The 13,068-nt window shown below is 47.4% G+C and carries 9 protein-coding genes; 5 read left to right on the plus strand and 4 right to left on the minus strand.

What is annotated here, in order from left to right; genetic code table 11:
• Nucleotides 1-5: 5 nt before the first annotated feature.
• The 3 genes from H1230_RS02615 to pgmB are packed head-to-tail and all read left to right on the plus strand — an operon-like array spanning nt 6 to nt 5,235.
• Nucleotides 6-1,085: a carbohydrate ABC transporter permease gene (locus tag H1230_RS02615; RefSeq protein WP_239714099.1), complete on the plus strand. Its 1,080-nt coding sequence runs from the start codon at nt 6-8 to the stop codon at nt 1,083-1,085.
• A complete protein-coding gene (locus tag H1230_RS02620) occupies nt 1,085-2,176 on the plus strand; it encodes a carbohydrate ABC transporter permease (RefSeq protein WP_239714100.1) in 1,092 nt (363 codons plus the stop codon). Before H1230_RS02615 ends, H1230_RS02620 begins: the two co-directional genes overlap by 1 nt.
• A 53-nt stretch (nt 2,177-2,229) precedes the next feature.
• Complete coding sequence (gene pgmB / locus H1230_RS02625) at nt 2,230-5,235, plus strand: beta-phosphoglucomutase (RefSeq protein ID WP_239714101.1); 3,006 nt, start codon at nt 2,230-2,232, stop codon at nt 5,233-5,235.
• Nucleotides 5,236-5,300: 65 nt separating this feature from the next.
• Here pgmB and H1230_RS02630 read toward each other — a convergent pair whose 3' ends face one another.
• The gene (locus H1230_RS02630) at nt 5,301-5,750 is read right to left on the minus strand and encodes a DinB family protein (RefSeq protein WP_239714102.1); all 450 of its coding nucleotides are present in this window, start codon (nt 5,748-5,750) and stop codon (nt 5,301-5,303) included.
• Nucleotides 5,751-5,954: 204 nt separating this feature from the next.
• Between H1230_RS02630 and H1230_RS02635 the strand changes: the two genes are divergently transcribed.
• Nucleotides 5,955-8,921, plus strand: a complete 2,967-nt coding sequence (locus H1230_RS02635) for an ABC transporter substrate binding protein (protein ID WP_239714103.1) — start codon at nt 5,955-5,957, stop codon at nt 8,919-8,921.
• 94 nt (nt 8,922-9,015) lie between these two features.
• On the opposite strand, the gene H1230_RS02640 is transcribed toward H1230_RS02635, so the two are convergent.
• Complete coding sequence (locus H1230_RS02640; RefSeq protein WP_275591236.1) at nt 9,016-9,303, minus strand: aldehyde dehydrogenase family protein; 288 nt, start codon at nt 9,301-9,303, stop codon at nt 9,016-9,018.
• 40 nt (nt 9,304-9,343) lie between these two features.
• Nucleotides 9,344-10,030: a Crp/Fnr family transcriptional regulator gene (locus H1230_RS02645; protein WP_239714105.1), complete on the minus strand. Its 687-nt coding sequence runs from the start codon at nt 10,028-10,030 to the stop codon at nt 9,344-9,346.
• A gap of 114 nt (nt 10,031-10,144) precedes the next feature.
• Here H1230_RS02645 and hcp point away from each other — a divergent pair, with 114 nt between their 5' ends.
• Nucleotides 10,145-11,797, plus strand: a complete 1,653-nt coding sequence (hcp, locus tag H1230_RS02650) for a hydroxylamine reductase (protein ID WP_239714106.1) — start codon at nt 10,145-10,147, stop codon at nt 11,795-11,797.
• A gap of 275 nt (nt 11,798-12,072) precedes the next feature.
• Here hcp and H1230_RS02655 read toward each other — a convergent pair whose 3' ends face one another.
• A complete protein-coding gene (locus H1230_RS02655) occupies nt 12,073-13,053 on the minus strand; it encodes an aldo/keto reductase (protein ID WP_239714107.1) in 981 nt (326 codons plus the stop codon).
• Nucleotides 13,054-13,068: the final 15 nt, after the last annotated feature.

A 13,068-nucleotide genomic window follows, 5' to 3' on the forward strand; every position in this document is an offset into this window, starting at 1 on the left:
CTAATATGGCACAAGCAAAGCAAAGAGTCAGCATTAGGGCGGTGCTGATATCTATTGGAATATTGTTAGCCAATATCGTTGTTAATGGCCTGATCTTTATGTTTTTTCGTGATTCGACCATAAATCCGCTACTGACAGCGGTGCTTGCTGTTCTTTGGGGCGTTCTGGGAGTATATCTGATTTACTATACCCTTACCTGGGCGGTAGAGCAGTACCCTGATTATATCCGCAAAAGGGTTCTTCCTTATGTCTTTATAGGGCCGGCGGTAATAATATTGGGCTGGTTGCTGGTGCTGCCGGCGCTGCGCACCCTGTATTTGAGTTTTTTCGATGCCTCTTCAGAGAAATTTGTAGGCCTCAGCAACTATGCGGCTATCTTCACTGATCATCTGATGGCGACGTCACTGCGTAACAACCTGCTCTGGGTATTCGTAGGAACGTTTTTCTGTGTAGCCTTTGGGTTATTAATTGCCATTCTTGCCGACCGCAGCAGTTATGAGAAACTGGCCAAGTCCATTATTTTCATGCCCATGGCGATCTCCTTTGTAGCTGCGGGTGTAATCTGGAAATTCATTTACTACTATCAACCAGGTGATGAACAAATCGGACTGCTTAATGCAATCGTTACTTATTTCGGTGGTGAACCACAGGCCTGGACAAGTATGATTCAGCCTTGGAATAACTTCTTCCTCATCATTATTCTGATCTGGATGCAGACGGGTTTCGCAATGGTTATCTTCTCAGCAGCAATTAAAGGAGTTCCCGAAGATATTATGGAAGCCGCCCGGGTAGATGGCGCTAAAGAAGTATCCATATTTTTCAAGATTATGATTCCATATATCTCAGCTACAATTCTGACGGTCACAACGACGATTATCGTCTTTACGTTGAAAATATTTGACGTCGTCATAGTGATGACGGGTGGTCAATACGATACAGAAGTGGTAGCGACCCAGTTCTACCGGCAATTCTTTATGTACCGTAATTTCGGTTATGGTTCGACGCTGGCTATCGTTCTGCTGATCGCAGTCTTGCCGGTAATTATTATTAATCTGCGTCAGTTCCGCAAGCAGGGGGGATTCTAATGGTCGGCAAAAAGAAGAAAAAGGGCAGTAAGACGGTTGTTAATATCGTACTTGGAATCATCTGTGTGATCTGGCTGCTTCCGACACTTGGGCTGTTTATCTCTTCCTTCCGTCCAGCGGCTGATATTCTGCAAACGGGTTGGTGGAAAGTATTCCCTCATCAGGAATGGAAGGCCGGGGATACGATCCAGCTGTCCAAGGATGTGGATTTGCGGGGGCCGATTGAAGTTAAGGGCAAGACTTATACAGACGATCAGCTTAAGGCCGGCGTTAAGGCAGACGGTAGCCGTCTAATCTGGGAGAACCGCAGAGCACGAACGGTTAACTCCCAAGTGGAGGGCTGGAAGGTGAAGCCCGATCTTACGCTGGACAATTACAATAATGTGCTGACGGGCAAGGAATACAAACTCAAGGAAGCTGACGGCAGTGAAACTATACAGAAGGGCACAGGGTTGTCGCAAGCCTTCTGGAACACACTCACGATTGCCGTTCCAGCAACGGTTATACCGGTGCTGATCGCCTCTTTTGCCGCATACGCATTTGCTTGGCTGCGTTTTCCAGGCCGCAAAACCTTATTCGTCATCATTATCGCTATGCTGGTAATCCCGATTCAAGTTGCCCTTATTCCGGTGCTTAAGGATTATACCGCGCTAGGACTCAACGGAAGTTATTTAGGGATCTGGTTAGCGCATACCGCCTTTGGTTTGCCGCTCGTTACGTACTTTATGTATAACTTTATTAGCCAATTGCCGAAGGATCTGTTCGAATCGGCATTTATGGACGGTGCCAGTCATTTCACCATCTTTAGCAAGCTGATTCTTCCGTTGTCTGTGCCTGCACTAGCTTCCATCGGGATCTTCCAGTTTCTCTGGGTATGGAATGATTATCTGGTGTCGCTCATTTTCATCGGCAATCAACCGTCCGTGCAGGTCATGTCGATGAAAATCGCCGATCTCGTCGGTTCACGCGGCAATGACTGGCATTTGCTCACTTCGGCTGCATTTATTTCCATGTTAATGCCGTTGGCTATTTTCTTCCTGCTGCAAAAGTATTTCGTCAGAGGCCTTATGGGCGGATCGATCAAAGGCTGATTTCAACTGATTATGTATAAAAGATGTCCGCTATCAGGAGGAGCGTTATAGAGATGAAGATGAAACCATACGACCATCCGGCAGCATTATACCCTTACCGGGAGTGGAGCCTCGGTGAAGATGCCTATGATGATAAGAACAATCAACGAAGCGAGAGCGTGTTCGCTCTCGGCAATGGATATATCGGCCTGCGCGGTAATTTTGAAGAAGGTTATCACGGTCAGGCAGGGTCATCTGTTACAGGGAATTATTTGAATGGGTTTTTCGATTCTGAACCGATTGTATACCCGGAAGGAGCCTATGGGTATCCCTCCCGTAACCAAGCGATGCTTAATGTTACTAATGCGCAGATTATCGAGCTGAGCATTGAGGGCCAGCCTTTTCATCTGAACAGCGGGTGGGTACATCGGTTTGAGCGAACGCTGGATATGAAGAGCGGTATTCTACACCGGGTGATCGAGTGGGAATCGCCTGCGGGTCACCGCGTGTTGCTGCAGATTCGGCGCATGGTGGCGCTGCAGCATAAACATTTGGCTGCGATCCATTATGCGGTAACCGCGCTGAATTTTGCGGGAACCATCACGTTTACCTCGGCAATGGACGGTCATATTGAAAGACCGGAGGTTACGGATGATCCCCGTCTTGGAGCGGGTAGTTCTGAACCCAGCCTGCTGCTTGAAGCTACAGGACTCGGGGATGGCAATTCATTAGTATGGATGAAGCAGCGAACACGGCATACCCAGTTTGCACTGCTAACAGCGATGAATCACCAGCTGCATTCTACTTCCGGTTATGAAATAAGTAAGCACCAGGAGGAAGAACGGCTGTCTGCGCAGTTTGCTGTTTCGGTAACAGGTGGTGAGACCGTCTCGCTAACCAAATACATTACTTATCATACATCCAAGGATTATGGCGAAGAGGAGCTGATGGAGCGGAGTGCAAATGTGCTGCGTCTGGCAGTGGAGAACGGTTTCGAAGCCCTTGCCAAAGAGCAGCAGGGTTATCTGGATACCTTCTGGAGCCATACGGATGTGGAGATTAACGGTGACCCGGCACTTCAGCAGGGGATTCGGTTCAACGCCTTCCAGTTGCTGCAATCGGTAGGACGCGACAGCGTTACGAACATCGGAGCCAAAGGTTTAACTGGTGAAGGTTACGAAGGACATTATTTCTGGGATACAGAAATGTATATGCTGCCCTTCTTCACCTCTACCCAACCAGAGATCAGCCGTTCGCTGCTGGACTTCCGTTATGCTACGCTTGGCAAGGCAAGGGAACGGGCCGTAGTGATGTCACAGAAAGGCGCACTCTATCCTTGGCGTACGATTGACGGGGAAGAGAACTCATCGTATTTCCCGGCAGGCACAGCGCAAGCGCATATCAATGCCGATATCGCGTATGGAATTAAGCAGTATGTGCTTGCTACGGGTGATAATGAATTTCTCGTGACTAAAGGTGCGGAGATGCTATTCGAAACCTCCCGCTTCTGGGCTGATCTGGGCCATTTTAATCCGGCCAGAGACGGAGCCTTTTGCATAGATGCCGTAACGGGTCCTGATGAATACACGGCTATTGTCAACAACAATGCCTATACTAATCTAATGGTACAAGATCAGTTCAACTACGCATATGAGACGGCAAAATTACTGCGACATCAGTACCCGCAGGATTATGAACGCCTGCAGCGTGAACTCGGTCTCACAGAGGAAGAAGTAGAGGGCTGGTTAGAAGCCGCCGCAAAGATGTTTATTCCCTTTGATGAGCAGTTGGGAATCTATGCACAGGACGATACCTTTCTGACCAAGAGAAAATGGGATTTCGACAACACGCCAGCTGATAAATATCCGCTGCTGTTGAACTACCACCCTCTTGTAATCTATCGTCATCAGGTACTGAAGCAGGCGGATTTGGTGATGGCGATGTTTCTGTTGGGTGATCAATTCAGCTTAGCAGATAAGATCCGTAATTATAATTATTACGAGCCGCTTACAACACATGACTCTTCATTATCACCTTGCATCCATAGTATTATGTCTGCGGAAATAGGTGATTTGGAGGGAGCTTACTCCTATTTCGATCGCACGGTACGAATGGATCTGGATGACATTAACCACAATGCCAAGGACGGATTGCACATGGCGGCGATGTCAGGCTCATGGATGTCCATCGTGAATGGCTTTGGGGGCATGCGCCTTTATGATGGACAATTGTCCTTTAATCCAGTGCTGCCTTTACAATGGGATAGCTACCGTTTTAAGATTACCAATCACGGTCAACTGCTCGATATCTTTGTGGACCGGCAGGCAGTAGTCTATACGCTGCTGGAGGGTGACGGATTGGAAATCAGCCATAAGGGACATCCGATTGTGCTATCGCAAGCGGAGCCGATACGATATCCAATTACCAAGCAGCTGGAAGCCGTTATCTTTGATCTTGATGGTGTTATCACTGATTCTGCGGAATATCACTATCAGGCGTGGAAAGCGTTGGCTGACGGGCTGGACGTGCCTTTCGATCGGGACAAGAATGAAAGGCTCAAAGGCGTTAGCCGAATGGAATCACTGGAGATCATTCTGGAGAATAGCGGTCTCAGCTTTACCAAGGCAGAGAAGGAACGGCTAGCGAAGCAGAAGAATGATAACTATAAGCTGATGATCCAGCGCATCACTCCGGCTGATCTGCTGCCAGGTATCGGCGAACTGCTAACTAGCCTTCAGGAGCAGGGCATTGCTGTCGGATTGGCTTCGGCCAGTCAGAATGCAACATTGATCCTGGAACGTCTGGAAGCCGGACATTGGTTTCAGGCGGTAGCAGACCCGGGGGACATTCGTAAGGGCAAGCCTGATCCGGAGATTTTCTTGAGGGCAGCAGAGATGCTGGATGTTCCGCCTTGTAACTGTATCGGAATTGAGGACGCAGCGGCAGGTGTTATGGCGATCCAAGCCGCCGGAATGAAAGCAGTCGGTATTGGAAGCGTTGAGCAGTTGGGAGCTGCAGACTTGCTGCTAGCCTCCACGATTGAATTGAGTGTGGCCAAGCTGCAGAAGCTGCTAGTCTAGTCGAATACCCCGTCTCTTCATCCGACAAGGGAAGAGGAGACGGGGTATTTATGATGTGTCAAATACTAAGCATTCTGCGGGAATATCTGTCCCAGATGGTGCTTCATATGCTGAATATAATCTTCAATTAGCCATTCGAGCGTGACTATATCTCCTTGGGGGAACTGAGAGACCAGGGATAACTGAGCGGGTGTCAGATTTGAAATCACTCTCAGAACCGTTTGATTCAGACTGACCCAAAGATTTAAGATGTCGTCGGGAGAAGCATTGCCATACTGCTGAGCTTCCATCCATTTATTCTGATCATATGGAGTGAGGGGGAAAGGTTGGGGCTCGTACTGTATCTTTATGAAGCGGGATAAATTGTTAATGGCAGAATCGCACAGGTGGCCAAGAATTTGCAGTTTGGACCATTTTCCTTCCGCACGTGGTTGATTTACCTCAGCATAAGTCAAGCTACAAAAGGAAGCGGGTAATTCCGATAATAATAAGTATAGATCGTCGATAGGGGGCATAAACAGCACTACCTCTCTTTTAAGAAATAATTTATTTAAGCAACTATACCTCAAATAAACACATTATTAGAGATGTGAAGCTTTCAATCTATAAAATTTCTTCATATAATTAAATGAAGAGGTACCGAATGAATAGGATGTCGAAACTTCCCGTTTTATACGATAAAAGCATGACTTTGAGCATAGATGAATGGGAGTGTGCTTATGGGTTTAGAAAGAACACATCAGGGGATAACAAAAGTTTGGCTGATACTACTACTAATTTTGCTCAGTGTGACACTCTATCAGCCAATGCCGGCTAGAGCAGAGGAGAACTCTTCCTCCACCCAGAATGTGTTGATTCTTAATTCGTATCACAAAGGTTTTGCCTGGACAGATGATCAGAGTAACGGGATAGAAGAGCAGCTTAAGAGCGCTAACAAGATACCGATTATTTACACTGAATATATGGACTGGAAACGGTATCCGAGCGAAGCCAGCTTGGAGCAGTTCTACGAAATGATCAAATTCAAATATGCAGCTATACATATTGACGTTATCATGACCACAGACGACAGTGCTCTGAATTTCGCCATAAAATACCGTGAAGATCTTCTGGACAATGCGCCTATTATATTTAGTGGTGTTAATCAACTTGGCTATGACGCTATTAAAGACCAAAGTAATATTACTGGGGTCATTGAAGAAGTTGATCCTACTGAAACCATAAGAATGGCGCGGGAGATCAATCCCTCCATCCAGAATGTTTATGTTGTATTTGATAGTTCAGAAAGTGGAATAACTACGGGTAAAATAGTTACAGATAAGCTCTTGTCTCTGAATCTTGGGCTGCAGGTCTTCCCCATGAATCGTTTCTCCAATGAACAAATTATGCAGAAAGCGTCCACACTTACTTCGGACAGCATTATTCTCATGACTACTTATTATAGTGACTCTACCGGTAGAATTACTGAATTCGACCGTTTCTCAAGTGAGCTTGGCAAGAACAGCAGCGTCCCAGTCTATCACATTTATGATTTCGGCTTGAACCATGGAGCCTTTGGCGGGAGCATGATCAGCGGAAGAATTCAAGGACAGACAGCTGCTAACATGGCACTGCGTGTCCTACAGGGCGAAAGTTCCAACAACATCCCTATAGTTACAGACAATATAGTGCGGAAGGTATTCGATTATCGTGAGTTGCAGCGTTTTGGTATTTCACTCCAACAACTGCCAGAGGGAAGCGAAGTAATAAATAAGCCCTTTTCTTTTTATGCGACCTATAAAGGACTAGTACTTAGCATCATCGGCGCCTTTACTGTACTTTTGGCCTTTATCCTCATTTTGCTATTCTATGTACAGTTGGTCAAGCGCATGCGCAAAAATCTGGAAAGAAGCAATGAACGCTTCAGCTTGGCTGCGTTTGGCGCTGATGCGGTAATCTGGGATGTGGATATGTCGACGATGATCTACTATTTCTCGGATAGCTGGTACGAGCTGCTGGGCTACGAACGGGATGAGATTGACGAAAGCCATAAGGGCTGGAAGGATATTATTCATCCTGAAGATGCCGATCAGGACGCCCGTATGAGAAGCGATCATTTGCAGGGTCATTCTATTGATTATTACAGCGAGTATCGGCTGCGGAGCAAGTCGGGTGAATATAAGTGGTTCCAGGCTAGAGGCAAGATTCTGCGGAATGCAGCTGGTGGTTATATCCGCTTCGCCGGCTCCATGACGGATGTAACCGATCGCAAGGGTGTTGAGAACAAGCTGCAGATGAGCTATCAGGAACTGGAATCGACCTACGAGGAGCTTACGGCTCTGCAGGATGAACTGGTGGAGCAGTACAACAAGGTAGTGGAGAACCAGGAGCTACTGCAGAACAGTGAAGAGAAATATCGGGTGCTGGCGTATAATGACGTGGTAAGTGGCCTGCCTAACCGGCTTTCGTTAACCGAGGTATTGAAGAATTTTGTACAGGAGCATTCCGGTGGACACGGCGCTTTGTTCTTTCTGGATATTGATGATTTCAAATATATAAATGATACGATGGGTCACAGCTTTGGCGACGAACTGCTGGTTAAGGTTGGGGAGCGGCTGCTGGAGCTGTCGGATGGAAGATGCAGTCATTTCCGTTTCGGCGGTGATGAATTTGTGATTTTACTAAAAGATTTAAATAATTCGGTCGAACTCATTACCTATGCGGAGTCCCTGGTTCAGGGCTTTAAGGAGCCCTTCCGGCTGCATGAGAGTATTGTTCATATCTCAACGAGTATTGGGATTTCCCAATATCCTGAGGATGGAGATAACGCAGAAGAGCTGCTGAAGAATGCAGATATCGCTATGTACAAAGCAAAAGAGGCGGGAAAAGGCTCTTACATTCTTTATGGAAAAGCAATGCAGCAGCATTTTGATGACCGGATGATCATTGAGAAGAATTTAAGAAATGTGATTTCGAATAATGAGCTTTCCTTGCATTATCAACCGTTAGTTGATGTCAGTTCCGATGAACTCTGGGGATTTGAAGCTTTGTTACGCTGGCATAGTCCGGTGCTTGGGTTTGTGTCGCCACTATCTTTTATCAAAATTGCGGAGGATAGCCGCTTGATCGTACCTATCGGAGAATGGGTGTTGCGGACCGCCTGCCAGTTCATTAAAGATTTGCATGGAAAAGGGTATGAAGGTTATCATATCTCGGTCAATATCTCGGTGATTCAGCTGATGCTGGAGAACTTTACGGATATGGTAATGGCCGTTCTGCAGGAAACGGGATTAGCACCTGGATACCTCGAATTGGAAATTACTGAGTCGATCTTTATGGAATCGTTTGAGATCATCAGCACTAAGTTGGATTTCCTGAAGAAAAAAGGGATCGGGATTGCGCTAGACGATTTCGGAACAGGATATTCCTCCCTTAGCTATTTGAAGCAGTTGCCAATCACCACGCTGAAGATTGATAAATCCTTTATTGACAGCATTGACTCACCGAACAGTATGTCTTTGGCCCGATCAATCGTAACGATTGGACATGATATGGGTCTAAAGGTTACGGCAGAAGGGGTGGAAACGCCAGAACAGTTGGCCTTCCTCGAGCGAACCAGCTGCGATAAGATTCAAGGTTACTTTATCAGCAGACCTATCCCGCAGAACGATGTTATGGAATGGGTTGATGGGAGAAAGGTGAGCTAAGACAATCGGGGTAACGTGGCAAAAGAAACGGGTATTCCTACAGCCAGTTCAGTTATGGCTTAGGGGACACCCGTTTATTTTTGTTGAAATATCCTTATTTCAACAGTCTCCGCACCAACTTTACTTTGTTGCCGCAGGGTGGGTAAACGATGCCGAAGTCTATTCTAGTGCTTCTCTCCACGATGCTTTTGCAAGGGGGAAATACAGCAAAGCTATGTTGCCCATGGTATCCGCCGATGCCCGAATGGCCAACGCCGCCAAAGGGCATATAAGTGTTTGAAACATGCGAGATCGTATCGTTGATACACCCTCCTCCGAAAGAAACCCGGCCAAGCACCTCCTGCTCCACCTGTCTATCCTCTGTGAATAGATATAGTGCCAGTGGTTCGGGTGATCGTTAATACTCTGATTAATAGCGTTCCTTATTCATTGTTCTCCAACCAGTTCTGCATCTGCTTCCGGTCCAACAGAGTAATGATACGACCGCGAAAATCAATCCAGGCGCTATCGCGCAGATGCCCGATTTCACGGGAAAGAGAGGGGCGTGCCGTGTTCAGCTGCTCCGCCCATTCCTTTCGGCCGAAAGGAAGCCTGATCGAGTCAGAGGCTTGGGATTTCGCTTGCTCTAGCAGATAAAAGACAATCCGCCGCCGTAGGGTCCCAGCGGAGAGAATTTCTATTTTTCGATTGACCATCACCAGGCGCTCCGACAGGTTCTCTATATAGTGAGACAGCATATCTGTATCGGCCGTGAACAGTCGCAGCAACTCTTGCTTGCTGATGAACATGACGTGGCACGGTTCCGCTGCAGTTACTGTAGCCGGAAAAAGGTTCTCTTTGCGAAACAATACAGCCTCGCCAAAAGTCTGGCCCTCACCCAAGCGGGCAATCGTTACACTATTGCCGTTAGGATAGATTTTCTGGACTTCTACTCGACCGGATAGCACGATACCCAGCCTATCGGCTGTTTCACCTTCAGAGAGGATCAGCTCCTTCTTATTGTAGGATTTAATATTGTAACTCATGCTTTGCAGCAGAGCTTGAATCTCTTCGACCGACTTTCCGCGGAATAGAAGACAGGCCTGCAATGTGGTGGGGTTAGGGCTCATATATATCCTCCGAGTTTATCCTCTTTGGTAACAACTGTTACCGATTGTTTGACGCCAGTCTACTACAATGGATAACAGATGTAAACATTAGGTTAACAGAGGAGCGAACGTACAATGAGCAGCATGTTTTGTTTTCAATGTCAGGAAGCAGCTAAAGGAACAGGCTGTACCATTCAAGGAGTCTGCGGCAAGACCAGTGAGGTTGCTAATCTGCAAGACCTGCTGCTGTATACGCTGAAGGGGATCTCCATTTATGCAATGCAAGGAAGAGAGCTCGGCATAACAGATTTGGCAACGGAAAGATTCATCGCTGAGAGTATGTTCGCCACGATAACCAATGCTAACTTTGACCGTGAAGGCTTTATTGTAAGAGTAAGAGAGGGTATTGCTCTACGAAACCAGTGGAAGTCCAGATTGGACGGCACGGAAGCAACGATTGCTTTGGGGACTCACGATGCTGCATTATGGACTCCAGGAACCGATGCGGAGCTGGAAGCTAAAGCGGCAAACATAGGTGTTCTGTCCACAGGCGATGAGGATATCCGTTCCTTACGCGAGCTGTTGACCTATGGGCTGAAGGGTATGGCAGCTTATATGGAGCATGCGGCAGTACTAGGCTATCGCGAAGACGGCGTACATGTGTTTATGGAAAAAGGATTAGCTGCCACTTTGGATAACGATTTGGGTGTGGCCGAGCTGATCGATCTTGTTATGGAATGTGGTAAATTTGGTGTTGATGTGATGGCGCTGTTGGACCGGGCCAATACAACCACTTACGGAAATCCGGAAATTACAAAGGTCAACATCGGGGTAGGTAGTCGTCCGGGTATTCTGATCAGCGGGCATGATTTATTGGATATGGAAGAGCTGCTGAAGCAGACGGAAGGCACTGGAGTCGATGTATATACACACAGCGAGATGCTGCCTGGACATTATTATCCGGCTTTCAAGAAATACGATCATCTCGTAGGGAACTACGGCAATGCCTGGTGGAAGCAGACGGAAGAATTCGCAAGCTTTAATGGACCGATTCTGATGACTACGAATTGTATCGTTCCGCCGAAGGATAGCTATATAGACCGCCTGTATACAACAGGTCATACCGGGTTCCCCGGCGTGAAGCATATTCCAGCAGGTGCCGATGGCGTGAAAGATTTCTCTGCTATTATAGAGCAAGCTAAAGGTTGCCTCGCACCAACCGAAATCGAGACCGGCGAAATTATCGGTGGATTTGCCCATGCAGCTGTCATAGGTTTGGCAGATCAGGTCGTGGAAGCCGTGAAGACCGGAGCTATCAAACAGTTCTTTGTGATGGCAGGGTGTGACGGCCGGATGAAGAGCCGGGATTACTACACAGACTTTGCTTCTGAACTGCCGGAAGATACAGTGATTCTTACAGCAGGCTGTGCGAAGTATAAATATAATAAGCTGGAGCTTGGGAGTATCGGTGGCATTCCGCGTGTGCTGGATGCTGGCCAATGTAACGATTCCTACTCCCTAGTCGTCATTGCGATGAAGCTGAAGGAGGTTTTCGGCCTGGAGGATATTAACGAACTGCCGATTTCCTACAACATTGCCTGGTATGAGCAGAAAGCAGTTATTGTATTGCTGGCGCTGCTGCATCTGGGTGTGAAGAACATTCATCTTGGCCCAACTCTGCCAGCCTTCTTATCTCCTAACGTGGCTAAAGTGCTGGTCGATAACTTTGGAATTAGCGGCATTGGTAGCGTAGAAGAGGATATGAAGCAGTTTATGGCTGTGGTCTAACCGTATAACTATAACGAAATCGGCCTGTATTTCTGTACGCTCCCTATTGGAGCTGCAGATCACAGGCCGATTTTTGGAACTATAGGAGCGATAGCGATCGCCTGAAAGCTTTCCGAAGGAAAGCTCGCTTTGAAAGCATAGGCAGTCTCCGGATTTCATCCGCTAAAGCGGAATAAATCAAGGAATCGGGAGACAACAGCGGCCGGAAATCCAAACATTCACCGCAGTTACGATTAAAGCCGATTCTGGAAAATCTTAAGTTAAACTTATATAGCTTATTCCTTAGGAAGGCGGTAGACTGCGAACGGTTCGCCGTGACGGAAAGGTTGGCTGGCTTCATCCAGCTTGTTCATGGTTTCAGTACTTAGAGTAAGCGAGCTGCTCTGCAAATTCTCCTTTAGCTGTTCTACGCGTGTAGCGCCAACAATAACAGTGGAAACAGCGGGCTGATTCATTAGCCAGGCTAAAGATAATGCTGTAGAGGAGGTACCCAGTATCTGGGCCATTCCGCTAACTCTGTCTCCAAGCTCTATTCGGTCAGCACTCAGGAATCTGTTGAAATTAGGGTCGGTATCGGCTCTGGACCCGGCAGGTGCTGTACCGTTAATCGAATATTTCCCTGTAAGAATCCCGCCAGCCAGCGGGAAGTAAGGGATCATACCTACTCCTTGATCAAAGCATAGTGGGATCAGCTCATTCTCTGGTGTACGATCAGCAAGGGAGTAGCTGCACTGAATGGAAATGAATCTGGCGAAATTCCGTGCTTCCGAAATTCCGAGTGCCTTCATCAACTCCCATGCGGCGTAATTGGAGGCACCGATATAGCGTACTTTCCCCGCAGAAACCATATCGTCGAGCGCGCGCAGTGTTTCTTCCAGCGGGGTATTGGGATCAAAGGTATGGATCTGGTATAGATCGACATAGTCCGTCTTCAGACGACGAAGACTGTCCTCCAGTTCATGCAGTAGATGATGGCGGGAGGCGCCACTTCCGTTAGGACCAACACTACGTACCAAGCCTGCTTTGGTGGTCAGAACCGTATGTTGCCGTTTGCCCATAAGGGCCAGACCTATAATCCGCTCCGATTCGGTACCTGCATAAATATTGGCGGTATCGATGAAGTTAATTCCGTGCTCCAGCGCCGCATGAATAATTCCGATTGAAGTCTCCTGATCCGCTCGTTTGCCAAAAGCATTCGTACCCAGACCTAAAGCAGAGACCTGCAGTCCACTATTTCCAAGCCGATGAAATTTCATAGTGTCCACTCCTTT

Source organism: Paenibacillus sp. 19GGS1-52 (assembly GCF_022369515.1).
Lineage (GTDB): Bacteria > Bacillota > Bacilli > Paenibacillales > Paenibacillaceae > Paenibacillus_AQ.